This is a genomic window from Pseudomonas sp. UBA4617, from assembly GCF_002386445.1.
Lineage (GTDB): Bacteria > Pseudomonadota > Gammaproteobacteria > Pseudomonadales > Pseudomonadaceae > Aquipseudomonas.
This window is the reverse complement of sequence record NZ_DGIR01000049.1, coordinates 1-23,240: the sequence shown is the minus strand read 5'-3', so window position 1 is coordinate 23,240 and position 23,240 is coordinate 1. Positions and strand designations below refer to the sequence as shown.

General features: G+C 61.6%; 22 protein-coding genes. 2 read left to right on the top strand and 20 right to left on the bottom strand.

Annotated elements, in window-relative coordinates; genetic code table 11:
• Positions 1-6: 6 nt before the first annotated feature.
• The 19 genes from B4L76_RS21150 to B4L76_RS21060 all read right to left on the bottom strand — a co-directional run bounded on the left by B4L76_RS21150 (position 7) and on the right by B4L76_RS21060 (position 20,412).
• Positions 7-624 (bottom strand): ABC-type transport auxiliary lipoprotein family protein, encoded by a 618-nt coding sequence (locus B4L76_RS21150; RefSeq protein WP_296235083.1) that lies wholly within the window; start codon positions 622-624, stop codon positions 7-9.
• Entirely contained in the window at positions 621-1,559 is a 939-nt protein-coding gene (locus B4L76_RS21145; protein ID WP_296235082.1) for an MlaD family protein, read from the bottom strand. Before B4L76_RS21145 ends, B4L76_RS21150 begins: the two co-directional genes overlap by 4 nt.
• Positions 1,560-1,562: 3 nt before the next feature.
• The gene (locus B4L76_RS21140; RefSeq protein ID WP_296235081.1) at positions 1,563-2,354 is read right to left on the bottom strand and encodes an ABC transporter ATP-binding protein; all 792 of its coding nucleotides are present in this window, start codon (positions 2,352-2,354) and stop codon (positions 1,563-1,565) included.
• Positions 2,351-3,484: an ABC transporter permease gene (locus tag B4L76_RS21135; RefSeq protein WP_296235080.1), complete on the bottom strand. Its 1,134-nt coding sequence runs from the start codon at positions 3,482-3,484 to the stop codon at positions 2,351-2,353. The genes B4L76_RS21140 and B4L76_RS21135 overlap by 4 nt, the downstream gene beginning before the upstream one ends.
• Before the next feature lie 147 nt (positions 3,485-3,631).
• Complete coding sequence (locus B4L76_RS21130) at positions 3,632-4,654, bottom strand: DUF5924 family protein (RefSeq protein WP_296235079.1); 1,023 nt, start codon at positions 4,652-4,654, stop codon at positions 3,632-3,634.
• A 61-nt stretch (positions 4,655-4,715) separates the two neighbouring features.
• On the bottom strand, positions 4,716-6,116 hold the full coding sequence (locus tag B4L76_RS21125; RefSeq protein WP_296235078.1) for a M16 family metallopeptidase: 1,401 nt from the start codon (positions 6,114-6,116) through the stop codon (positions 4,716-4,718).
• Between the two features lie 27 nt (positions 6,117-6,143).
• Complete coding sequence (locus tag B4L76_RS21120; protein WP_296235077.1) at positions 6,144-7,802, bottom strand: Na/Pi cotransporter family protein; 1,659 nt, start codon at positions 7,800-7,802, stop codon at positions 6,144-6,146.
• A gap of 214 nt (positions 7,803-8,016) precedes the next feature.
• On the bottom strand, positions 8,017-8,787 hold the full coding sequence (locus B4L76_RS21115; protein WP_296235076.1) for a TerC family protein: 771 nt from the start codon (positions 8,785-8,787) through the stop codon (positions 8,017-8,019).
• A gap of 71 nt (positions 8,788-8,858) precedes the next feature.
• On the bottom strand, positions 8,859-10,166 hold the full coding sequence (locus tag B4L76_RS21110; RefSeq protein WP_296235075.1) for a CitMHS family transporter: 1,308 nt from the start codon (positions 10,164-10,166) through the stop codon (positions 8,859-8,861).
• A gap of 371 nt (positions 10,167-10,537) precedes the next feature.
• Positions 10,538-12,493, bottom strand: a complete 1,956-nt coding sequence (locus tag B4L76_RS21105) for a DUF4105 domain-containing protein (protein ID WP_296235074.1) — start codon at positions 12,491-12,493, stop codon at positions 10,538-10,540.
• Positions 12,490-12,810, bottom strand: coding sequence for a DUF2388 domain-containing protein (locus B4L76_RS21100; RefSeq protein WP_012316830.1), 321 nt, complete (start codon positions 12,808-12,810; stop codon positions 12,490-12,492). The genes B4L76_RS21105 and B4L76_RS21100 overlap by 4 nt, the downstream gene beginning before the upstream one ends.
• 34 nt (positions 12,811-12,844) lie before the next feature.
• Entirely contained in the window at positions 12,845-13,138 is a 294-nt protein-coding gene (locus B4L76_RS21095) for a DUF2388 domain-containing protein (RefSeq protein ID WP_296235073.1), read from the bottom strand.
• Between the two features lie 84 nt (positions 13,139-13,222).
• A complete protein-coding gene (locus B4L76_RS21090; protein WP_170027713.1) occupies positions 13,223-13,540 on the bottom strand; it encodes a DUF2388 domain-containing protein in 318 nt (105 codons plus the stop codon).
• 304 nt (positions 13,541-13,844) lie between these two features.
• Positions 13,845-14,060 (bottom strand): DUF1127 domain-containing protein, encoded by a 216-nt coding sequence (locus tag B4L76_RS21085; RefSeq protein WP_296235072.1) that lies wholly within the window; start codon positions 14,058-14,060, stop codon positions 13,845-13,847.
• 449 nt (positions 14,061-14,509) lie between these two features.
• Complete coding sequence (locus B4L76_RS21080; RefSeq protein WP_296235071.1) at positions 14,510-16,003, bottom strand: acetyl-CoA hydrolase/transferase family protein; 1,494 nt, start codon at positions 16,001-16,003, stop codon at positions 14,510-14,512.
• A gap of 185 nt (positions 16,004-16,188) precedes the next feature.
• A complete protein-coding gene (locus B4L76_RS21075; protein ID WP_186671484.1) occupies positions 16,189-17,625 on the bottom strand; it encodes an NAD(P)(+) transhydrogenase (Re/Si-specific) subunit beta in 1,437 nt (478 codons plus the stop codon).
• 2 nt (positions 17,626-17,627) lie between these two features.
• A complete protein-coding gene (locus tag B4L76_RS21070; protein WP_016484308.1) occupies positions 17,628-17,942 on the bottom strand; it encodes an NAD(P) transhydrogenase subunit alpha in 315 nt (104 codons plus the stop codon).
• 11 nt (positions 17,943-17,953) lie between these two features.
• Positions 17,954-19,075, bottom strand: coding sequence for a Re/Si-specific NAD(P)(+) transhydrogenase subunit alpha (locus tag B4L76_RS21065; RefSeq protein ID WP_296235070.1), 1,122 nt, complete (start codon positions 19,073-19,075; stop codon positions 17,954-17,956).
• A 437-nt stretch (positions 19,076-19,512) separates the two neighbouring features.
• Positions 19,513-20,412: a LysR family transcriptional regulator gene (locus B4L76_RS21060; protein WP_296235069.1), complete on the bottom strand. Its 900-nt coding sequence runs from the start codon at positions 20,410-20,412 to the stop codon at positions 19,513-19,515.
• Positions 20,413-20,570: 158 nt separating this feature from the next.
• Between B4L76_RS21060 and B4L76_RS21055 the strand changes: the two genes are divergently transcribed.
• Both B4L76_RS21055 and B4L76_RS21050 read left to right on the top strand, forming a co-directional pair.
• Complete coding sequence (locus tag B4L76_RS21055) at positions 20,571-21,752, top strand: acyl-CoA dehydrogenase (protein ID WP_225779925.1); 1,182 nt, start codon at positions 20,571-20,573, stop codon at positions 21,750-21,752.
• A gap of 14 nt (positions 21,753-21,766) precedes the next feature.
• The gene (locus B4L76_RS21050) at positions 21,767-22,987 is read left to right on the top strand and encodes a CaiB/BaiF CoA transferase family protein (protein ID WP_296235068.1); all 1,221 of its coding nucleotides are present in this window, start codon (positions 21,767-21,769) and stop codon (positions 22,985-22,987) included.
• Here B4L76_RS21050 and B4L76_RS21045 read toward each other — a convergent pair.
• On the bottom strand, positions 22,984-23,240 hold a 257-nt coding region (locus tag B4L76_RS21045), incomplete at its 5' end, for a hypothetical protein (RefSeq protein ID WP_296235067.1). The two genes, B4L76_RS21050 and B4L76_RS21045, sit on opposite strands and share 4 nt — an antisense overlap.

Here is a 23,240-nt window from a genome sequence, read left to right as displayed (position 1 = left end):
CAGCTTTCAGGAAGCGGGAGCGCTACCTGCCTGGGCAATGGTCCAACCCACCACCTGCCCTGTCAGTTGGTCACAAGCCTGGCCAAAGCCTGCGACTACCGCTGACACCTGCCGGTCGACCAACGGTTTGCGGATTTCGAAGCGCTTGCTGGCAAGGATGCGCTGGGTGCGCCCCTGTACCAGCCGCGCGTCATAGCGGACCACCACTTCCACCACCCCATCTGCTCGGTATTCACTCTGGAAGGCCTGCAGCTCGCCAGCCAGTTCAAAGTCGGCCTGCAGGTTGCTGTCGTCAGCGCTCAGCCGCTGTACCCGGCCATCACGCTGAAAACCGTCCAGCAGGCGGTTGCGCAGCAGCACCGGCACCGCATCGCTCCAGCGCGCGCCCTTGTAGCTGCTGACCACATTACCTTGAGGAACCACGGCAATCCGCGGGCCGGCCAGCACCTCGCTGGCCAGCGGCTTGTTCAGGCGCAGTGACCAGTCCAGCGCTGGCGTGATACGGCTGGGTTGGTTGACTGGCAGGCGATAGAGGTCGACGGGTTCGCTCTGCGGCAGAATCGAGCAAGCACTGGCCAGGCTCAGCGCGGCCGCCAGGGCCAGCAGGCGCAGCGAGGGTTTCATGGCTGGAACTCCTTGTTGTTGTCGCGGCCTAGCAGGTAACCGCTGGGGTCGGCCTCCAGTTGCCGGGAGATACCCTTGAGTGCGTTGAGCGTTTCGCGCAGTTCGCGAATCGCCGGGTTGAGCTGGTTCAGGCCCTGGGCGCCGTCGCCGATCGCTTCGCGATTGTCTTCCAGCAGGCGGTTGATGGTGGCGGTGCTCTCGGCCAGCGACTGCATGGCCTGCTCGGCACTGCCGATCGCTTGTTTGCCCTCGCTGCCCAGCAGGCCGTTGGCATTGCGCATCAGCGCCTGGGTTTCGGCCAAGGTGGCGCTGGCCTGTTTGCCCACCTGCACCAGTTGCTCGATGGCCTCGGCGATGCTGCCGTGCTCGCCGGCGAAGGCACCGGTAGTCTTGTCGAGGTTGGCCAGGGTGTTGCTCAGGTGGCCGATGTTGTCCTCGGAGAACATCTGGTTGGCGTTGTGCAGCAGCAGGTTGATGTTGGTCACCAGGTCGCTGCTGTCATTGAGCAGGCGCGAGATCGGTGAGGGTGAAGCGATGATCACCGGCAGCTTGCCGTCCTTGCCTTTCAGTTCCGGGCTTTGTGGGGTACCGCCGCTGAGCTGGATGAACGAGTTGCCGGTTACCCCGGCCAGGGTCAGCTTGGCCTGGGTGTCTTCCTTTACTGGGGTGTCGGCACTCAGGCGCACCCGTGCCAGTACCCGGCGCGGGTCTTTCGGGTCCAGACGCAGGGTCGACACATCACCCACCTTGATACCGTTGTACTGCACCGGGCTGCCGCGCGACAGGCCGGAGACAGCTTCGTTGAACACCACCTCGTAGTCTTTGAAGGCATCGTCGACACTGGATTTGGTCAGCCACAGGCCGAACAGCATGGCGCCGGCTACCACCAGAACGGTGACCAGGCCGATGAGGACGTGATGGGCTCGGGTTTCCATTGCTCAGCGCTCCTGCCCGGCACGGATCGCAGCCTGCTCGGCTGCGCGCCCGCGTGGGCCATGAAAGTAATCTTGGATCCAGGTGTCGCTGGCCTGCTCGACCTCGGCCAGCGGGCCGGCGACCAGGACCTTTTTCTGCGACAGTACGGCGATGCGGTCGGTGATGGTGTACAGGGTGTCGAGGTCATGGGTAATGAGGAACACCGACAGGCCCAGCGCATCACGCAGCGTCAGGATCAACTGGTCGAAGGCGGCGGCGCCAATCGGGTCCAGGCCGGCGGTGGGTTCGTCGAGGAACAGGATGTCAGGGTCCAGGGCCAAGGCGCGGGCCAGTGCCGCACGTTTGATCATGCCGCCGGACAGCGAGGCCGGGTACTTGTCGGCGGCCGAGATCGGCAGGCCGGCCAGGGCCAGTTTCACCCCGGCCAGATGTTCGGCATCGGCGCGGGACAGCCCGGCGTGTTCAATCAGTGGCAATGCCACGTTCTCGGTCACCGTCAACGAGGAAAACAGTGCGCCCTTCTGGAACAGCACGCCGAAGCGCCGCTCGATCAGTGAGCGTTGCTCTTCGCGCAGGCCGGCGAGATCCTGGCCGAACACCTTGATCTGGCCCTCATTGGGCCGCCGCAGGCCGATGATACTGCGCAGCAACACAGATTTACCGCTGCCCGAGCCGCCGACCACGGCGAGGATCTCGCCACGGTAGAGGTCCAGATCGAGGTTCTCGTGCACGCTCTGGCGGCCAAAGCGGTTGCAGATGCCACGCGCCTCGATCACGCTCTCCTGGCCACTCACCAGCCCATCTCCATGAAGAACAGGGCGGCCACCGCGTCCAGCACGATGACCACGAATATCGACTGCACCACCGCCGAGGTGGTGTGCGCCCCCACCGATTCGGCGCTGCCGCTGACCTTGAAGCCTTCCAGGCAACCGATGGCGGCTATCAGGAAGGCGAAGAACGGCGCCTTGGCCAGGCCGACCAGGAAATGCTGCACGCCAATGTCGCTTTGCAGCAGCGACAGGAACATGGCTGGCGAAATATCCAGCGACAGCGCACATACCACCGCACCGCCGACGATCCCGCAGATCATCGCCACAAACGTGAGCAAGGGCAGCGATATCAGCAAGGCCAGCACCCGCGGCATTACCAGCAGCTCCATGGGGTTGAGGCCCAGGGTGCGGATGGCGTCGATTTCCTCGTTGGCCTTCATCGAGCCGATCTGTGCGGTAAATGCACTGGCGGTACGGCCGGCCATGAGGATGGCGGTCAGCAGGACGGCGAACTCACGCAGGAACGAGAAGGCCACCAGGTCGACCGTGAAGACGGTTGCGCCGAAATCGGCCAGCACCGTGGCACCGAGGAAGGCCACCACTGCGCCCACCAGGAAGGTCAGCAAGGCGACGATGGGCGCAGCATCCAGGCCAGTCTGTTCGATGTGCGCCACGACCGGGGTCCAGCGCCAGCGATGCGGTTGCAAGGCGCGGCGCAGCAGGGTTTCGAGAATAACGCCGACGAAGCCAAGCAACTGCAGGCTGTCTTGCCACAAGGCACCGACGGCGCAGCCGATGCGTTCCAGCAGCAACAGCAGCACGTTGCGCTCGGGTTCCTTGACCGGAATGCAGTAGTCCTGCACGGAGCAATAGACGTTCCTGAGCAGTGCGCGGCTGGCTTCGGGCAGTTCGTTGGTGCAGAGCGACAGGCGCTCGGCACCGAGCAATTCGGCCAGCAGTGAGGCCCCGGCAGTATCCAGGCGCCCAAGTTGGCTGAGGTCGGCAACGGTGTCGGCGGCATACTGCGTGCGCAGGCGCTCGCTGTCACGCTTGAGGCTGGCGTAATGCGCCAGCGTCCAGTCACCGGCAATGCGCAGGCAGGCCGGCCGGCTACTGGTGTCCAGGGTGGCGCTGGGTAGGGTCATCGGCTCCATGCTCCTGACTCGGCAGTGAGGCTCAGGGGCTGATCATAGCGCAGCGGGCCAGGGCTGTTTGGTGATTATGTGCTGTGTGGGGCACGGGGGCTGCTTTGCGGCCCATCGCGACGCGAGGCTGCTGCTACAGGGGCGAAGTTACCTCAATCATTGTGTCGGCGTATCGTCGACTACTTTGAAGCGCAGTACGCCAATCACCTGCCCATCTTCGGTCAGCACCCTCACCTGCCACTTGCCTACCGGGTTGGGCGGGAAGTTCTGCTTGTGCGTCCACGCGCGATAGCCTTCCTTGCGGCCACCATGGATATCCAGCGCAATGCGATCGACTTCCCGGCCGTCCTTTTGCCATACGTGGTAGATCCGTTCGTTCAGGCCGCGTGGTGCGTTGATTGCCGTGTATGCATACAGGCCTTGGCTGCTGATGCGACTGGCAGCGATTTCCTTCAGCGAAGCGCCTGGCTGGCGATTCTGCACCTCGGTGCTGACCGCGACGTCGGTCATCCACAGGGTCGCCGGCGGCACCCATGAGCGCAGCAGCCACCCAACGCCGCCAACCGACAGAGTAACTAGCACCAGCGCCACGGCGCGCCGCCAGTTATTGATCGGGAAGCTGCTGGCCAGGCTGGGGAACGACAGCGCCATGGCGATGATCAGTGCGAGCTTGAAACTTTGCGCGGTGGTCAGGTGCAGGATGATCGGCAGCGCGGTGAGCAGGGCGGCGAACAGGGTCAGGGTATGCAGCGCCAGGAACAACCAGCGCCGCGGTGCCAGCCACTTGTAGTAAAGCGGGTCGATGATCGAGATCAGGCCGGCAGCGCCGAGCAGGCCGGTGAAAACCAGTTGGCTGCTATTCCAGGTGGTGGTGACAAAGAAGAACGGCAGCACGAAGAACAGTGATTCTTGGTGAATCATCTGCGTCGCGTAGCGCAATAGCGGTTGTGGGATTTCGCGGTTGAAGATGCGCGCGAACAGCCCGGTGAGGGTGTTTTCCAGCATCAGCCAGACCCAGCTGATGAGCATCAGCACGGCTACCCAGCTGGCCAGGCTGGCTTGGCGGTCAACCAGGATGAAGCTGCCGATGCCGGAAAGGAAACCGCCAAGCGCAATGATGCCGGGGTAGCGTTTAAGCAAATCGATGATGCGCTGGACGATGCGGGGTATTTGAGGCATTGGCTCTACAACAGGGAGGATGAGGGGGCGGTAGTGGCAAAAGAATACCGCCGATTCACCGCTAGCGTGTAGCGTCGTCCGGTTTTACCGGGGCATGCCGACGCCAGCGTAACAGCCCTACTGCAAGGATCAGCCCCAACAGCAAGGCCGCCAGACCATACAGATCATCATAGCCAAGCAATGGCTTCTCGATGCGCGTATAGCCATCTTCCTTGAGCAATGCCCTGAGCGCCTCATTGGCCTGCTCCAGGCTCACCTGGCGCAGTTTGCGCGCAGGGTCGGTGAAGCGTCCGTCGTTATAGTCGTTCAGCGCCCCCCAGTAATAGTCGGCCAAGGCACTGTTGCCCTGGGTGCTCCAGCTCTCCTTGGCGATGCTGGCGTCCTTGATGCGGGCAAAGGTGTCCGGGTCGAGGCCTTCCTTGCGCAGGTGGTCGAACAACGCTTGCATCACCTTGACCGCCCGGTTGATGTCTTCGCGTTCAAGGTCGGCATTGAGGCTGAGCAGGCCGGTGTCGCCAAAGCTTTCACGTTGCGCCGAAGGGCCATAGGACAGCCCGTTGCGCAGCCGCAGCTGGTCATACAGCGCCCATTCCAGGTAATGCGACAGCAGGTCAAGGGTGGCCTGGTGGTCGTTGTCCAACACCGGCTCGACGAACAGCCAGTGCAGCTTGACGTTGTCACCCAGCCAGCCACGGGTCAGGTCGCGGCGCTGCTCGGCCTGCTGGCTGATACTTTCCAGGGTGCGGCGCTCTTCCGGCTCGGTGGCAGGCAGTTCGCCAAAGGTACGTTCCAGATAGGCGGGCAACAGGCGGTCAAGGCCGCCGACCATGATCAGGGTCATGTTGTTGGCCGCATACCAGTGGTCACGCAAGGTTTGCACCTGCTCCAGGGTCATGTCGTCGAGGTTGGAGCGCTCCGGGCACTTCAGGCCCAGTTCGGTGGCCAGCTGGTCGCTGGCGGGATGGCCGATGTCCTGGCGGTCGAGCCAGCGCTGCAGGTGGCCATAATGGCCGCCATCCTCGCGTTCGATGATGCGCTTGGCGGTGGCCAGGGTCCTGGCGTCGATCCGAGTGTCACGGATTACCGCCAGGAGCAGGTCGAGGACCTTGCGCTGGTTGCGCGCCGGCGCTTCGATGACGAACGTGGTGTCAGCGCTGCTGGTGTAGGCATTCCATTCGCCGCCCAGCGACTGCAGGCGTTCTTCCAGGCCACCTTCGCCGGTTTCATCGATGCCGCTGAACAACAGGTGCTCAAGCAGGTGAGGCAGCTCTTTCTGCTCGCAATTGAAATCGTCCAGGCCTACGCCGATCACCAGGCGGATCGCCACATGGTCCCGTTCATAGCCGTTTTTCAAGATGACCTGCAGGCCGTTAGGCAGCAGGTAGCCTTCAACACGCGAGCGGTCAAGGGCAAGGGAGGGCAGGCTGCAGATCAGCAGGCAAATGAACATCAGGCAACGCATGGGCGAGCTTGGGTCCTCAGGTAGGAGTCACGGCAGGCGGGCTTCGTCCGGCACGCTGTCGAGCATCAGTCCGCCGGTGTCCGAGCCGCCCAGTACCACATAGGCACTGCTACAGAACAAAGAGTTCAACCGCTTCATGTCGGCGATCAGTTCCAAGTGTAGCGAACTGGTCTCGATACTTTGCACGACCTTGCGCTGCAGGCGGCTGACATGGGCATGTGCCAGGCGCCGTTCCTGGGCGCGGAAGCGGCGCTTTTCCCGCAGCAGCAAGCGGGCGCTTTCCGGGTCGGCACTGAGGAACACCGACAGGCCCAGACGCAAGTTGGCCAGCAGCTGCTCCTGCAGACCGGTCAGCTCTTCCAGACCCACCTGGGAAAATTCCCGGCGCTGGCTGGTCTTCTGCTGCTGGACCTTGCGCAGCATGCGCTCGATCAGGTCGCAGGCCAGCTTGAGGTTGATCGCCAGCTCGATGATTTCTGCCCAGCGCCGGTTGTCCTGCTCACTGAGGTCTTCACGTGACATCTGCGCCAGGTACAGCTTGATCGCGTTGTACAAGGCGTCGGCGTCCTCACCGAGGGCGCGGACCTGCTGGGGCAAGGCGGTCTGGGTACCGCGCAGCGCGCCAAGCATGGCTTCGAGCAGACTGTCGACGATGTCACCGAGGCGCAAGGTTTCACGGGCAGCGTTGGCCAGGGCCAGGCTGGGCGTTTCCAGTGCCGAGGTATCGAGGTGGCGTGGACGTATCTGGCCGTTGCCGTTTTCCCGGTCGGGGAGCAAGGTGTTACACAGGCGGCCCATCGGCTTGACCGTGGGCAGCATGATCAGGCAGCGCAGGGTGTTGTAGAGCAGGTGAAAGCCGATGACCAGCTCCTGGGCGCTGAAGCTCAGGGAGTCCATCCAGGCCACCAGCGGGTGCAGCACGGGGATGATCAGCAGCAGGCCAATCAGCTTGTACAACAGGCTGCCCAGCGCCACGCGACGGCCAGCGGCGTTCTGCATGCTGGTGCTGATGAAGGCCAGTAGCCCACTGCCAATATTGGCACCGACCACCAGGCCGATGGCCACCGGCAAGCTGATCACTTCGGCGCCGGCCAGCGTCGCGGTGAGCAGCACGGCGGCCAGGCTGGAATAGGAAATCATGGCGAACAGCGCCCCGACCAGGGCGTCCAGCATGATGTCGCCGGTCAGCGAGGCGAACAGCACCTTCACGCCCTGGGCGTGGGTTATCGGCGTGGCGGCCTGCACGATCAGCTCGAGTGCCAGGATGATCAGGCCAAGCCCGATGCCCACCCTGCCCAGCTGGCCGGCCCGCGTCTGTTTGCGCGAGAGGAAGAAGATCACGCCCAGGAAGATCAGCAGCGGCGACAACCAGGACAGGTCCAGCGTCAGTACCCGGGCCATCAACGCGGTCCCCACGTCAGCTCCGAGCATGATCGCCAAGGCCGGGGTCATGGCCATCAGGCCCTGGCCGACGAACGAGGTGACCAGCATGGCGGTGGCGTTGCTGCTTTGCACCATGGCTGTGACCAGGATACCGGCGACGAACGCCAACGGGCGCTTGTTCATGTTCTGGCCGATGATGCGCCGCAGGCTCGAGCCGAATACCCGAAGGATGCCGGTACGTACGATGTGGGTGCCCCAGACCAGAAGCGTTACGGACGAGAGCAGGTTGAGCAGGGTCAGCATGGCGACGGCCCCCTGATACATTGGCCCAGCGAGCCAAGAGATGAAGCGCGAGCGGTTGAAGAAATTTCAGCGCTCACTCAAAGCTTTAGTCGTTTTGCGTAGCTGTCGCCAGCTTCGCATGGCTGCCATTTATTTGAAACACGCTGGCAATGAATCATTTCCGGCATGAAAAAAAGGGCCCCGCAGGGCCCTTACCGTACTGCGCTTCCTGAGCTTATTGACCCGGAATATCCTTGCGCAGTTTCACCGGCTCATGCGCTTTGCCTTCCTTGCGGGCCAGTGCGGTGCGCATGCGAATGTTGATGGCTTCCACCGCCAGCGAGAATGCCATGGCGAAGTAGACGTAGCCCTTCGGCACGTGCACGTCGAAAGATTCGGCGATCAGGACGGTACCGACCACGATCAGGAACGACAGTGCGAGCATCTTCAAGGACGGGTGCTTGTCGATGAATTCGCTGATGGTGCCAGCGCACAGCATCATTACCAGCACCGCGACGACGATGGCGGCGATCATCACCGGTACGTGGGATACCATGCCGACTGCGGTAATGACCGAGTCCAGCGAGAACACGATATCGATGATGGCGATCTGGATGATGGTATAGAAGAACTTGCCACCCGCCCCTTTCGGCTCTTCAGCGTCCTCGTCCTCGCCTTCCAGGCCGTGATAGATCTCTTGCGAGCTTTTCCACAGCAGGAACAGACCACCGAAGAACAGAATCAGGTCACGCCCGGAAATGCCTTGGCCGAATACCTCGAACAGGTCGGCGGTAAGGCGCATGACCCAAGTGATCGACAGCAGCAACATGATGCGGGTGACCATGGCCAGGGCGAGGCCGAAGATCCGGGTGCGCGGCTGCATGTGCTTGGGCATGCGGCTGACCAGGATAGAGATCATGATGATGTTGTCGATACCGAGGACGATCTCAAGCGCGGTAAGGGTGAAAAAGGCAACCCAGATTTCCGGGCTGGTCAGCCATTCCATGTGTTTTCCTTCGAACGATAAAGGCGACGTGCCCATACCCGGGCACGTCGCGTTAGGGTAATACGCGTTTATTAAAGACTACTGAACAGCGGGAAAATCCCCATCAGCAGCGCGGCGATCATTATGCACAGGCACACCAGCACTGCCCACTTCAAGGTGAAGCGCTGATGATCACCGAACTCGATGCCGGCCAGGGCTACCAGCAGGTAGGTGGAGGGTACCAGGGGGCTGAGCAGGTGTACCGGCTGCCCGACGATCGATGCACGGGCCATTTCCACCGGGCTGATGCCGTAATGGCTGGCGGCTTCGGCCAGTACTGGCAACACGCCGTAGTAGAACGCGTCGTTGGACATGAAGAAGGTGAACGGCATGCTCACGATCGCGGTGATCACCGCCAGGTAGGGGCCGAGCGCTTCGGGGATGACCGCCAGCAGGCTCTTGGACATGGCGTCGACCATGCCGGTGCCTGACAGGATGCCGGTGAAGATCCCGGCGGCAAAGATCAGCCCGGTGACAGCCAGCACGCTGCCGGCGTGGGCGGCGATGCGGTCCTTCTGCTGCTGCAGGCAAGGATAATTGACGATCATGGCAATGCTGAAGGCGATCATGAACAGCACCGGCAGCGGCAGCACGCCGGCGATCAGCGCCGCCATCAGCGCGGCGGTCAGGGCGCCGTTGAAGTACAGCAGTTTCGGCCGGCGGGCATCCGGGTACTGTGAAACGGTGATTTCGCTGTGGTCGATGTCGTCGGTGGGCAGATGCAGTTCACCCAGGCGGGCACGCTCGCGCTTGCCGTACAGGTAGGCGATGGCCAGGATCGCCAGGACCCCGAACAGCATTGCCGGGATCATCGGCACGAAGATGTCCGACGGGTCCACATGCAGGGCGCTGGCGGCACGGGCGGTCGGGCCGCCCCACGGGGTCATGTTCATCACCCCCCCTGCCAGGATGATCAGGCCGGCCATGATCCGCGGGCTCATGCCCAGGCGGCTGTACATGGGCAGCATGGCGGCACAGCAGATCATGTAGGTGGTGGCGCCGTCACCGTCCAGCGAGACCACCAGAGCCAGCACGGCGGTGCCTATGGAGACTTTCAGCGGGTCACCCTTGACCAGCTTGAGGATCTTGCGCACGGCCGGGTCGAACAGGCCGGAGTCGATCATCAGGGCGAAATAGAGAATGGCGAACATCAGCATTACGCCGGTAGGCGCGAGCTTGCTGATGCCCTCGAGCATCATGGGGCCGATCTTGGCGGAAAAGCCGCCGAACAGGGCGAACAGGATCGGTACCAGGATCAACGCGATCAAGGCCGACAGGCGCTTGGTCATGATCAGGTACATGAAGGTGATGACCATGGCAAAGCCGAGGAAGGTCAGCATGGCAATACTCCAGGCGTGGCGCGGCGAAAGGAAGTCGATTCGGGCGGGTCAGCGCGTCGGGCGCTGCACAGGGAGCATGCGGAGAGGAATTGCGTAAAGGCGGGCACAAGCGTACATCGGAGTCACCATTGTTGTTGTTGATCGGGCCGGGCTCGGTAGTTACCGGTGCCCTGGCTGACCGGTCTGCTGCCGGTAGTGGTGGCTATCCTATGAGGGCAAGCTTTCAGCCAGCTTTCGCCGCAGCAAAGGCGACGGGAGGTAGGGGAATGCAGGATATGACCGCAGGTGCGGGCCAAGTGAACCTGTGAGCCGGGTGCTGCTTTGCTGGTGCTTACGCGGGGGAACCCGCGAAGAGCCTAGTACGGCAACCATCATAACTGCAGACCACCCGCAGCCTTGTGCAATGTCCGCAAATGCTCGCCGATCTTTTTTACGTTGGCTTCGACGGCGGCAATTTCCCTGGCCCGCGACGGTTCCAGCAGCGCCCTCACCTCTTTGTCCAGGTTGGTGCTCAAGCGCAACAGCTGCGCCTGCCGCTCGCTGCTGACTCGCTCCAGGTGCTTGCGCTCCTGCGGTTGCGGCAGCCCGTAGCCCTGGGCGTCGAGCAGCTCTGCCGGGCGGCTGAGGAAGCCACTATTGGCGAGCATCTGCCTCAGGGTGGCGTCGGCCTTGCTGATGCTGCCGTCCTTGAGCGCAGCAGCATTCAGGTAACGCTGCTTGACCTCGTCCTGGGCCATCAGCAATTGCCGGCGCAGGCTGGCCTGCTCAAGCAGCAGCAAGGCGGCGCTGGTGCGCAGGTCGGCCTGCGGGAACCAGGCCCGCCGTTGTTCAGCGTCGAGCGCCAGCCAGTCTTCGACCGTGTCCTGCCTGATGGGCAACTGCTTCTTCAATACCTCGAACATGGCCTGGTAACGGTCGCGGTAGGAGTCGAAACGGTAGCCGAGGCGCAGCGCCTCGCGCGGGTCGTCGAGCACGCTGGTATCAGCCAGCCCCCTACCCTTGAGCACCGCCAGCAAGCCGTTGGGCATGATGCTGTCGAGGTCGTTCAGGCGCGGGTTGGCAGTGCCGCTGCGCAGCAGTTTCAACGACTCCACTGCGCAGTTGTTGGACAGGAACCAGTAATTGCCGTCATAACTCCAGTGCATTTCGGCGGCCTGGCGTACCAGGTTCTCTATTTCCTCCCGGCTGAGCCGCAGGGGCACCGAGGCCAGGCTGCGCAGTTCGGTCTTGGTGTACTCGTCGACCACCTGACCCAGCGGCAGCACGAACAACCGCGACGGGTAGGCACCGACGAGGCCGTCCCAGCTCGACAGCTGCACGTCATTGACGAAGGCGCGGTACGACAACACCAGGCTCTGGTCGAGGTCGAGGCGACAGTCCGGCCCGCGTGGGCGCCCTGGCTTGCAGATAACCAGGCGCAACATGCTGTGGCCCCAGCGGCTGACCAGGTTCTGGTTGGCTTCAGCCAGCAGATAATCCACTTCATAGACCCGCTCAGGGTCAATCTCGCCGAGTGGCTGGCGGGCGAAATCGCTGCCGGCATTGATGAACGGCAGGCCTTTGGCGCAGGTGTCCTGTTGCGGTGCCCAGCCAAAGTGCTCGCGCAGGTACTGGTTCAGTGCCGGGCGGCGGCAACCGTAGCTCGGGTCGAGGAGGAAATACTCCATGTTGACCGCGATGTATTCCTTGGGGTTGGTCAGCTCATAGCTGTCCGGGCTGCGCACGAACTGGCCATTGTGCTGCTCGCGCTCGCCGCGTCGGCCCACGTATTGCTGCCAGCCGGCCAGGTCGAGCAGGCGCGGATCGTCGCTGAGGGTGAAGCGACGCTCTGCCTGGCCACGACATACCTCGGGCAGGCCGATCTTGCCGAGCGTGGCTTGCTGGCGTTTGCAACGGGCAATCAGCGAGCTTACGGCGCTAGGCCATAGCCGGGAGCGGTCGTAGATATGGGTGAGCTCGTGCAGCACGGTGGCCAGCAGTTCTTCACGCACCGTGCCATGCGGGCGGTTGGTACGTTCGCTGGCAGCACTGCCATCAGCGAGGCTGGGCAGCAGGCGACGATTGAGCTCCAGGGTAGAGACCAGCGATGCCTGACCATAGGCGTCGGCCGGCATGTTGTAGCTCCAGCTGACCCGCACGCGGCGGTCCAGCTGTTGCTTGAAGCGGGGTGGGAGCTTGCCCAGGGCCTCGTCGAGCAGAGCCTGGGTAGCTTTGGTTTGTTGCGAATCAAGGCCGGACGCCTGCAGCTCGAGCTGCAGGTCGGCCAGGGCGGGCGTGCCGAGCAGCGTCAGGGCGCAGCCGAGCAGCCAGGCGCGCACGCGGTTCACAGCGCGAGGATGGCTTCAGCCAGTACCTGGTCACTGGCGCCGCGTGCTTCCGGCACGCGCTCGCGCAAGGTATTGAAGGCTGCCTCGAGCTGGGCGCCGCGGATATCACCGTTGCTTGCAACGAAGCTGGCAGCGTCGTCGTGGGCTTCGCGCACCACTTTGGAGTCGCGGATCGAGGTGGTGGTATCAGAAGTGAAATCGATCGAGCGGCCAAAGGCACGCACGATGATGTTGCTGGTGGCCACCAGGGTTTGTGCCTGGGCCAGGTCGGCCAGCAGGAGCATGCCGAGGGTAGCGGCAATCAGCGGTTTACGCATGGAACATCTCCGAAAATACAAGGAGCCAGATGAGTTATTGGACGAGAATTGCTTGCGCCAGTTCCAGGTCGCCGACAGCCTGCCGTGCGCAGTGGTGGCGTAACGAATGCAGTGCTGCCTCAAGCCGCGCGCCGCGGATCTGGCCGTCGCTGGCAACGAAGGCAGCCGCATCGTCGCGGGCCTGGCGGACCAGTTTGCGGTCGAACGGTGCGGTGGTGACCTGGCTGGTGACATAGCCTGTAATGACCAGACCTTGCGTGGTGGTGTCCATGGCATGGGCACTGGCCATGCCAACAACGGAGAACAACAGCGGCAACAGATAACGCATGGGCTTTACGACAGCTGGAAACGTGGGAGCAACGGCGTACGGCCGTGCCGGCGGTAACCGGCACAGCCGCACGAATCAGTCGGGTCAGAGCGCCAGGATGGCCTGGGCCAGTTGTGCGTCACTGGCCTGCAAAGCTGGCATCTGCGAACGGATGTGCAGGAACGCGCTCTCCAGCTTGGCACCGCGGATATCGCCCTGGCTGCCAACGAAGCTGGCGGCGTCGTCACGGGCGGCCTGGACAATCTTGTCGTCACGGAACGAAGAAGAAATGTCGGAAGTGGCATCGGTGGAAGCGGCCACCGCGCCAACAACGGCGTCAGTGGTGACAACGAAGCTGGTGGCGCTTGCGGTGCCGGCCAGGCTCAGCATCAGGGCTGCGCCAATCAGGTATTTACGAGACATGATGGTGGACTCCTGGACTAGGGTCGGGTGGTTCTGCTTATCGGACGCTCGCACAGCTCGTCGCGGTACTTTTTAACAGTGGGTTCTACCAAACTGTTAAGCCAAGCGTATCACGCGCTGGTGTTTCCAGATGTTTAATGAAAGGTGGAGCGGGAATTGTACTGCTCGATTTTAAAGTCATTAGAACTGTACTGGTTATGCCTGTAAAATCTCTAGCATGGGCCTTACAAACAAAAACCCGTCGCAGTCTCCTGCGACGGGTTTTGAGAATTCGCGGTGCCGGCCGAAGCCGGCAAGCCGGAGCTTAGCGCCAGAAAGGCTTGCTCAGCTCTTCGTAACGCTGCGATTCGCTGATACCAGCATCGGCCAGCAGTCGGGCGTCCAGACGAGCCAGTTGACGGCGGCTGGCCATGCGGCGCTGCCACAGCATCAGGGTGGACAGGGCGCGCAGCGGCAGCGAAGCGTTGGGTTGTTGGGCGTTGCTTTCAAAAACCAGACCGGAACTGAGGGTACGTTCCATGATGTTTCATCCTTCCGCTTATGGCGGGATTAGGTAGTGATTTAACTGATGCCAATGATCCTCCTCTGTCGTCCATAACAGTAGATACAGTTCAGTGGAAAGACGATGGCTCAGTTAACTGTGTAACCCTACTGTTGCACCCGAAATAGGCTTAACTGTACCGGTCTGCACATATCTGGTGCATTTTTGGATGGGGGGTAGGATTTGGAGCGGCTTACAGCGGTAAAACACCATTACAGTAGTACAGTTTCTGATGCTTAAGGTGATGGGGCTGTAGAGCACAGTCTTTAGGAGCGGCTTGGTGTCGCGACAGGGCCGCAATGCGGCCCGGTGCCATGTACAGCTGAAATTGCGCAGGCTGCTGCGCAGTCCATCGCGATCCACGGCTGCGCCTACAGATACAAGGACCGGAACAGCGCCAGCGGGCCGCCGTTCCGGAAGCGGTGTGGTCAGCCAGCCAGCATGCGCCCGGTTTCTTCCAGGTTTTCGTGCCAGCTCAGCGCTTCACGCAGGATATGCGGAGTGTGGCCACCGCGCTGGCAGGCGCGTTCGAAGTAATCGTTCAGCGCAGCGCGATAGTCTGGGTGCACACAGTTGTCGATGATCGCCCTTGCCCGCTCACGCGGCGCCAGGCCACGCAGGTCGGCCAGGCCTTGCTCGGTTACCAGGATGTCGACGTCGTGCTCGGTGTGGTCGACGTGGCTGACCATCGGTACCACGCTGGAAATCGCGCCGCCTTTGGCAATCGACTTGGTGACGAATACCGCCAGGTGAGCGTTTCGGGCGAAGTCCCCAGAACCGCCGATACCGTTCATCATCCTGGTACCGCAAACGTGGGTAGAGTTGACATTGCCATAGATGTCGAACTCCAGTGCGGTGTTGATACCGATGATGCCCAGGCGACGAACCACTTCCGGGTGGTTGGAGATTTCCTGCGGGCGCAGCACCAGCTTGTCCTTGTAGCGCTCCAGGTTACCGAACACATCGGCGTTGCGGCGGGTGGACAAGGTGATCGAGCTGCCCGAGGCGAAGCTCAGTTTGCCGGCATCGATCAGGTCGAAGGTGGAGTCCTGCAGTACTTCGGAGTACATGGTCAGGTCTTCGAACGGTGACTCGATCAGGCCGCACATCACCGCGTTGGCGATGCTGCCGATACCGGCCTGCAGCGGGCCGAGCCTGTTGCTCATGCGGCCAGCTTCCACTTCTTTCTTGAAGAAGCTGATCAGGTGGTCGGCGATGCCCTGGGTTTCGTCATCCGGCGGCAGTACGGTGGATGGCGAGTCCGGCTGGTCGCTGATGACGATACCAACGATCTTGGCTGGGTCGATCGGGATGGCAGTGCTGCCGATCCGGTCGTCTACCTTGACCAGCGGAATAGGTGTGCGGGTCGGGCGGTAGGTCGGGATATAGATGTCGTGCAGGCCTTCGAGGTTGGTGTTGTGCGAGAGGTTGATCTCGACAATTACCTGCTTGGCGAAGATCGCGAAGCTGGCCGAGTTGCCCACCGATGTGGTTGGCACGATATGGCCTTGCTCGGTGATAGCCACGGCTTCGATGACCGCGATGTCCGGCAGCTTCAACTGCTGGTTGCGCAGTTGTTCGACGGTTTCCGACAGGTGCTGGTCGATGAACATCACCTTGCCGTCGTTGATGGCCTTGCGCAGTGTGCTGTCGACCTGGAACGGCATGCGGCGAGCCAGCACGCCGGCCTCGGTCAGTTGCTTGTCCAGGTCGTTGCCCAGGCTGGCACCGGTCATCAGGCTGATTTTCAGTGGCGACTGCTTGGCGCGCTCGGCCAGGGCATGCGGCACGGCCTTGGCTTCGCCGGCGCGGGTGAAGCCGCTCATGCCGACGGTCATGCCGTCCTCGATCAGACCAGCGGCATCAGCCGCACTCATTACCTTGCTGTGCAGGGAGGACAAGCGGATACGATCACGGTACATGGATTGTTATCTCGGGCTACTGAAACTACTGCAGCGCAGTCTAGAGACTTCGCCACTTGCCGTCCCACGACCATGGTCGTATGAGAAGGCTTGGAGTAGAGCCGTTGATCCGGATCAAGCAAAAAAAGCCCCGGCAGTGTCCGACCGGGGCTTTCTTTATATCAGCTGGTTTGCAGCAGCGGTTGTCACTCGACCGCTTTGACCATGTCCTCGATGACCTTCTTGGCATCGCCAAACACCATCATGGTCTTGTCGAGGTAGAACAGTTCGTTGTCCAGCCCGGCATAGCCGCTGGCCATGGAGCGCTTGTTGACGATGATGGTCTTGGCCTTGAAGGCCTCGAGAATCGGCATACCGGCAATCGGCGACTTGGGGTCGTTCTTCGCCGCCGGGTTGACCACGTCGTTGGCGCCCAGCACCAAAACCACGTCAGCCTGTCCGAACTCGGCGTTGATATCTTCCATCTCGAACACTTGGTCGTAAGGCACTTCCGCCTCGGCCAGCAACACGTTCATATGCCCGGGCATGCGGCCGGCCACCGGGTGGATCGCATACTTCACGGTCACGCCGTTGTGGCTCAGCTTCTCGGTCAGCTCCTTCAGCGCGTGTTGCGCGCGAGCCACCGCCAGGCCGTAGCCCGGGACGATGATCACGCTGTCGGCATTGCTGAGCAGGAAGGTGGCATCGTCAGCCGAACCGGATTTCACCGGGCGCTGCTCTTTCGAGCCTTGCGCTGCGCCAGCATCGGTATCGCCGCCGAAACCGCCGAGGATGACGTTGAAGAATGAACGGTTCATTGCCTTGCACATGATGTACGAGAGGATGGCACCGGACGAACCGACCAGTGAGCCCGCAATGATCAGCATCGAGTTGTTCAGCGAGAAGCCGATGCCGGCCGCTGCCCAGCCCGAATAACTGTTGAGCATCGACACTACCACCGGCATGTCGGCGCCGCCGATCGGAATAATGATCAGCACGCCCATGATGAAGGCCAGGACCAGCATCAGGGTGAAGGCGCTGTAGTGCCCGGTGAAGGTGAACAGCAGGCCCAGGGCGATGGTGGTCAGGCCGAGGATCAGGTTCAGCTTGTGCTGGCCGGCGAACTGTACCGGTGCGCCTTGGAACAGGCGGAACTTGTACTTGCCCGACAGCTTGCCAAAGGCGATCACCGAACCGGAGAAGGTAATGGCACCGATGGCCGCGCCGAGGAATAGCTCCAGGCGGTTGCCGGTGGGAATCGGGTCGCTGATCGCGGCGACGATGCCCATCGATTGCGGCTCCAGCACGGCAGCGATGGCGATGAACACCGCGGCCAGGCCGATCATGCTGTGCATGAAGGCGACCAGCTCCGGCATCTTGGTCATCTCGACACGTTTGGCCATGATCGAGCCAGCGGTACCGCCAACCAGCAGGCCAACCATGACGTAGCCGATGCCGGCGGTAGCCAGCTCTGCGCCAAGCTTGTAAATGAGGCCAACCGTGGTGAGGATGGCGATCCCCATGCCGATCATACCGAACAGGTTGCCGCGCCGCGAGGTGGTCGGATGCGACAGGCCTTTGAGCGCCTGGATGAAGCAGACCGAGGCGACAAGGTAGAGAAGTGTTACCAGATTCATGCTCATGCTTACTTCTGCCCCTCGTTCTTGGCTTTCTTCTTGAACATCTCAAGCATGCGGCGGGTGACCAGGAAGCCACCGAACACATTGACCGCGGCCAGGGCCACGGCGAGGGTACCCATCAGTTTGCCGGCCGGGGTCACGGTCAGTGCGGCGGCCAGCATGGCGCCGACGATGACGATGGCGGAAATGGCGTTGGTGACGGCCATCAGCGGGGTGTGCAGCGCCGGCGTGACGTTCCAGACCACGTGGTAGCCCACATAGATGGCCAACACGAAGATGATCAGGTTGTAGATGCCATGGGAAATCAGCATGTCTTCCATTGTCGTGCTCCTTAGCCGTTCTTGCGGACGATCTGACCATCGCGGCACATCAGGCAGGCCGCGACGATGTCGTCTTCGAGGTTGATGGCCAACGCGCCGTCCTTGTCGAACAGCAGCTTCATGAAGTCCAGCAGGTTGCGCGCATACAGTGCCGAGGCATCGGCAGCCACCTGGGCTGGCAGGTTGGTCGGGCCGACGATGATCACGCCGTTGTGCTGCACCACCTGGTCGGCGACAGTCAGCGGGCAATTGCCACCTTGGGCTGCTGCAAGGTCGATGACCACCGAGCCGGGCTTCATCTGGGCGACAGTCTCGGCGCTGAGCAGCGTTGGCGCCTTGCGTCCCGGTATAAGCGCGGTGGTGATGACGATATCCGCTTGCTTGGCGCGCTCGTGTACGGCCTGGGCCTGGCGCTGCATCCAGCTGGCCGGCATTGGCCGGGCATACCCGCCCACGCCTTCGGCGCACTCGCGTTCCTCATCGGTCTCGTAAGGCACGTCGATGAATTTCGCGCCCAGCGACTCGATCTGCTCTTTCACCGCCGGGCGTACGTCCGACGCCTCGATCACTGCACCCAGGCGTTTGGCCGTGGCGATGGCCTGCAGGCCCGCGACGCCCGCACCCAGGATCAGCACGCGTGCGGCCTTAACGGTACCGGCGGCGGTCATCAGCATGGGCATGAAGCGGGGATAGTGATGGGCTGCCAGCAATACGGCCTTGTAACCGGCGATGTTGGCTTGCGACGACAGCACATCCAGGCTTTGGGCCCGCGAGGTGCGCGGCGCGGCTTCCAGGGCGAAGGCGGTGATACCGCGTTCGGCCATCTTGCCGATCAGTTCGTTGTTGAAGGGATTGAGCATGCCGACCAGGAGGCTGCCGCCGTTGATGAGGGCCAGTTCCTGGTCGTTGGGGGCGACCACCTTGAGCACCAATTGGGCGCCGTAGGCATCGGCTGCGCTCCCCAGGGAAGCGCCCACGGTCTCATAGGCACTGTCCGGAATGCTGGCATTGAGCCCTGCCCCCCGTTGGACGGTAACCTGATGGCCCTGGCCAATCAGTTTCTTGATGGTTTCGGGGGTCGCAGCGACCCTTGTCTCACCGGTCTGCGTCTCGAGAGGAACACCAATGTGCACGACTATTTCTCCTGCGGTGACCTTTTGTCTTTGTAAAAGCCAACACACTGCGGATGGTGCGCTGGGGCGGCTGTGGAGCGCCGGCCCGCCGAATCCTGGGCGGGCGAAGCATTTTGCAGACGAAGCCAGAGGCCTTCAACCGGTTCTGGAGCGAAACGAAGTCAAAACTACAAGTCACCCTGTGACCGTATGTCGCAACTGTCAGGCTGCGGCCCGTCAAGCAAGGGCTTTTGGCAGACTAGGCGAAAAAAACAAAAATTTTCCGGCCAATTCGCTTACAGCTTGGTGAATGTCGCAAAATAACCCGCAAAGCCGCGCGTTAAGCCGGATCGAACAAGATTTTTGCACTCGCATAACAGTTTATGTGTATGCGACAAATGCATACATCTGTAGGCGTTCAAAATAATTGACTACGAAGTCAAGTCGCGCGGTTTCGTCTAGATTTTTGCTGTGTATGCCTGGGCCTGGCCAACTAGCCAGTCGCGGAAAGCGCGCAGCGAAGCCGACTCCACCTTGCGCTCCGGAATCATCAGATAGTAGGCCTTGTCACTGCTGAGGGCATGCCTGTTAGCGACCACCAACCTACCCTCCTCCAACTCGCGCTGGATCAGGAATGGCGGAATCAGGGCAATGCCCATTTCATGCATGGCAGCCTGAGCGAGCATCGAGAATAGCTCGTAGCGTGGGCCTGTCATGTCGCGTTCCACGTTCATGCCGATGCTGCTGAACCATTGGCGCCAGGCATAGGGGCGCGTGCTTTGTTGCAGCAACGGCAGCTGGGCGATGCGTTGTGGGGCGAGCGTACCCTGGTTGCACAGCAGCGCCGGGCTGCATACAGGTACCGGGTTCTCTCCCATCAACCGATGCGACTGGGTGCCGGACCAGTCGGCATCGCCATAGTAGATAGCTGCATCGAAGGTCGTGTCGGCAAACAGGAAAGGCCGGGTGCGATTGGTGAGGTTGACCGTGACCTCCGGGTGCTGCTGCTGGAAATCCTTGAGTCTTGGTAGCAGCCACTGGGTGCCGAAGGTAGGCACTACGGCCAGCTCGATGACGTTGGCGCCCTGCTGGCGCATTACCGACAAGGTGTCGCGTTCGACAGCGTCCAGTTGGGTGGCCACCTGGCGGCTATAGGAAAGGCCGGCTTCAGTCAGTTTTACGCCGCGTCGCGAGCGGCGGAACAATTCCACATTGAGGAACGCTTCCAGGCCGCCTATCTGCCGACACACGGCACCCTGAGTCAGGGCGAGTTCCTGGGCCGCCTTGGTAAAGCTTTCATTGCGTGCGGCGGCTTCGAAGCAAACCAGGGCGGTAGTACTTGGAATCTTGCGGCGCATGTACGTCAACCTCACTTGTAAGGCTGTCAATGTGGCGTTTGGTCAATTACGAAGTGACAAAATATCACTAATTGGTGCGCAATCCTCGTTTGTCCCGACAGCCGATCCGGCCTAGGCTCAAGAGCACAAGAAACTGACCCAATTTCGAGGAATCGCTCATGGCCGGTAAAGCAAGCTTCAACTGGATCGACCCGCTGCTGCTCGATCAGCAGCTCACTGAGGAAGAGCGCATGGTGCGCGACAGCGCTTATCAGTTCGCCCAGGACAAGCTGGCACCGCGGGTGCTCGAAGCCTTCCGTCATGAGCAGACCGACCCTGCTATCTTCCGTGAGATGGGAGAGGTCGGGCTGCTGGGTGCCACCATTCCCGAGCAATACGGTGGTAGCGGCCTGAACTACGTATGCTATGGCCTGATTGCGCGCGAGGTGGAGCGTATCGACTCGGGTTACCGTTCGATGATGAGCGTGCAATCGTCGCTGGTGATGGTGCCGATCAACGAATTCGGCACCGAGGCGCAAAAGCAGAAGTACCTGCCCAAGCTGGCCAGCGGCGAGTGGATCGGTTGCTTCGGCCTGACCGAACCTAACCACGGCTCCGATCCGGGTTCGATGATCACCCGTGCGCGCAAGGTCGACGGCGGCTACCGCCTGACTGGCAGCAAGATGTGGATCACCAACAGTCCGATCGCTGACGTATTCGTGGTCTGGGCCAAGGATGATGAGGGTGATATTCGCGGCTTCGTCCTGGAAAAGGGCTGGGAGGGCCTCAGTGCCCCGGCGATCCATGGCAAGGTCGGCTTGCGCGCCTCGATCACCGGCGAAATCGTCATGGACAATGTGTTCGTGCCCGAAGAGAACATTTTTCCCGATGTGCGCGGCCTCAAAGGCCCGTTCACCTGCCTGAACTCGGCACGCTACGGCATCTCCTGGGGTGCTCTGGGAGCCGCCGAGGCCTGCTGGCACACCGCGCGGCAGTACACCCTGGATCGGCAGCAGTTCGGTCGTCCATTGGCGGCAAACCAGTTGATCCAGAAGAAACTGGCCGACATGCAGACCGAAATCACCTTGGCGCTGCAGGGCTGCCTGCGCCTAGGGCGGATGAAAGACGAAGGCACCGCTGCAGTGGAAATCACCTCGATCATGAAGCGCAACTCCTGTGGCAAGGCACTGGATATCGCCCGTATGGCGCGTGACATGCTTGGCGGTAACGGCATTTCCGATGAGTTCGGGGTAGCCCGCCACCTGGTCAACCTCGAGGTGGTCAACACCTATGAAGGTACCCATGACGTACATGCGCTGATCCTGGGGCGTGCACAGACCGGTATCCAGGCCTTCTATTGATAAGGAGCCAGCCCATGGGCGCGTTATCACATCTGCGGGTGCTGGACCTTTCGCGTGTGTTGGCCGGCCCTTGGTCTGGCCAGATTCTCGCTGACCTTGGCGCTGATGTGATCAAGGTCGAGCGCCCGGGTAGCGGCGACGACACGCGCTCGTGGGGGCCGCCCTTCCTCAAGGATGTCGAGGGGCAGAATACCAGCGAGGCCGCTTATTACCTGTCGGCCAATCGCAACAAGCGCTCGGTGACCATCGACTTCACCCAGCCAGAGGGGCAACGTCTGGTGCGTGAATTGGCGGCGAAGTCCGATATCGTCATCGAGAACTTCAAGGTGGGTGGTTTGGCTGCCTACGGTCTGGACTACCCAAGCCTCAAGGTTATCAACCCTCGGCTTATCTATTGTTCCATCACCGGGTTCGGCCAGACTGGCCCCTATGCCAAGCGCGCCGGCTATGACTTCATGATCCAGGGGCTGGGCGGGCTGATGAGCCTGACCGGCCGCCCGGAGGGTGAAGAAGGCGCGGGACCGGTCAAAGTGGGAGTAGCGCTGACCGACATTCTGACCGGGCTTTATTCCACGGTGGCCGTCCTCGCTGCCCTCGCTCATCGAGAGCAGACCGGGGTTGGCCAGCACGTCGACATGGCTTTGCTAGACGTACAAGTCGCCTGTCTGGCGAACCAGGCGATGAACTACCTGACCACGGGCGTTGCTCCTCGTCGTCTGGGTAATGCGCATCCGAATATCGTGCCATATCAGGATTTCCCGACGGCTGATGGCGATTTCATCCTCACCGTGGGCAACGATAGCCAGTTCCGCAAGTTCGCCGAAGTGGCCGGTCAGCCACATTGGGCGGACGACCCGCGTTTCGTTACCAACAAGATGCGCGTGGCCAACCGGGCGGAACTCATTCCCCTGATTCGTCAGGCCACGGTGTTCAAGACCACGGCCGAGTGGGTAAGCCAGTTGGAGGCCGCGGGGGTGCCCTGTGGGCCTATCAACGACCTCGCGCAGATGTTCCAGGACCCGCAGGTGCTGGCACGTCAACTGGCAGTGCACATACCGCATCCGCTGGCTGGGAGCGTGCCGCAGGTAGCGAGCCCTATTCGCTTGTCGGAGACGCCTGTGGAATACCGACGGGCGCCGCCGCTGCTCGGTGAGCATACCGATGCGGTGTTGATAGATGTGCTGGGGGTGAATGCCGATGAGGTGCGACGGCTTCGAGATGCCGGTGTGCTTTAAAGGTGGATGGTACCGATCAAAAGCGGGGAGGCCGTCAGGCCTCCCCGCTTTGCTTTTCGGCGATATTCAGTTTTCTTGTATTTAAAGGTTGACGCGGTCTCGAATGCCCTTATAATGCGCCCCACTTCCAAGGTGGTCGAAGCGCAAAATTCCTTGATAATCAAAGAGTTGAGCGATTCAGGTAGTATTGGAAGTGCTTCGATCAAATGATCGGCAGCGGTTGAGATGAAGGTTGACAGCGGTTTTGAACGCT

What these genes read in the sequence shown, in the direction of transcription:
- B4L76_RS21150 (WP_296235083.1), bottom strand. Translation starts at nt 624, where the DNA reads ATGAAACCCTCGCTGCGCCTGCTGGCCCTGGCGGCCGCGCTGAGCCTG.
- B4L76_RS21145 (WP_296235082.1), bottom strand. Translation starts at nt 1,559, where the DNA reads ATGGAAACCCGAGCCCATCACGTCCTCATCGGCCTGGTCACCGTTCTG.
- B4L76_RS21135 (WP_296235080.1), bottom strand. Translation starts at nt 3,484, where the DNA reads ATGGAGCCGATGACCCTACCCAGCGCCACCCTGGACACCAGTAGCCGG.
- B4L76_RS21130 (WP_296235079.1), bottom strand. Translation starts at nt 4,654, where the DNA reads ATGCCTCAAATACCCCGCATCGTCCAGCGCATCATCGATTTGCTTAAA.
- B4L76_RS21125 (WP_296235078.1), bottom strand. Translation starts at nt 6,116, where the DNA reads ATGCGTTGCCTGATGTTCATTTGCCTGCTGATCTGCAGCCTGCCCTCC.
- B4L76_RS21120 (WP_296235077.1), bottom strand. Translation starts at nt 7,802, where the DNA reads ATGCTGACCCTGCTCAACCTGCTCTCGTCCGTAACGCTTCTGGTCTGG.
- B4L76_RS21115 (WP_296235076.1), bottom strand. Translation starts at nt 8,787, where the DNA reads ATGGAATGGCTGACCAGCCCGGAAATCTGGGTTGCCTTTTTCACCCTT.
- B4L76_RS21110 (WP_296235075.1), bottom strand. Translation starts at nt 10,166, where the DNA reads ATGCTGACCTTCCTCGGCTTTGCCATGGTCATCACCTTCATGTACCTG.
- B4L76_RS21100 (WP_012316830.1), bottom strand. Translation starts at nt 12,810, where the DNA reads ATGCGTAAACCGCTGATTGCCGCTACCCTCGGCATGCTCCTGCTGGCC.
- B4L76_RS21095 (WP_296235073.1), bottom strand. Translation starts at nt 13,138, where the DNA reads ATGCGTTATCTGTTGCCGCTGTTGTTCTCCGTTGTTGGCATGGCCAGT.
- B4L76_RS21090 (WP_170027713.1), bottom strand. Translation starts at nt 13,540, where the DNA reads ATGTCTCGTAAATACCTGATTGGCGCAGCCCTGATGCTGAGCCTGGCC.
- B4L76_RS21085 (WP_296235072.1), bottom strand. Translation starts at nt 14,060, where the DNA reads ATGGAACGTACCCTCAGTTCCGGTCTGGTTTTTGAAAGCAACGCCCAA.
- B4L76_RS21080 (WP_296235071.1), bottom strand. Translation starts at nt 16,003, where the DNA reads ATGTACCGTGATCGTATCCGCTTGTCCTCCCTGCACAGCAAGGTAATG.
- B4L76_RS21075 (WP_186671484.1), bottom strand. Translation starts at nt 17,625, where the DNA reads ATGAGCATGAATCTGGTAACACTTCTCTACCTTGTCGCCTCGGTCTGC.
- B4L76_RS21070 (WP_016484308.1), bottom strand. Translation starts at nt 17,942, where the DNA reads ATGGAAGACATGCTGATTTCCCATGGCATCTACAACCTGATCATCTTC.
- B4L76_RS21060 (WP_296235069.1), bottom strand. Translation starts at nt 20,412, where the DNA reads ATGCGCCGCAAGATTCCAAGTACTACCGCCCTGGTTTGCTTCGAAGCC.
- B4L76_RS21055 (WP_225779925.1), top strand. Translation starts at nt 20,571, where the DNA reads ATGGCCGGTAAAGCAAGCTTCAACTGGATCGACCCGCTGCTGCTCGAT.
- B4L76_RS21050 (WP_296235068.1), top strand. Translation starts at nt 21,767, where the DNA reads ATGGGCGCGTTATCACATCTGCGGGTGCTGGACCTTTCGCGTGTGTTG.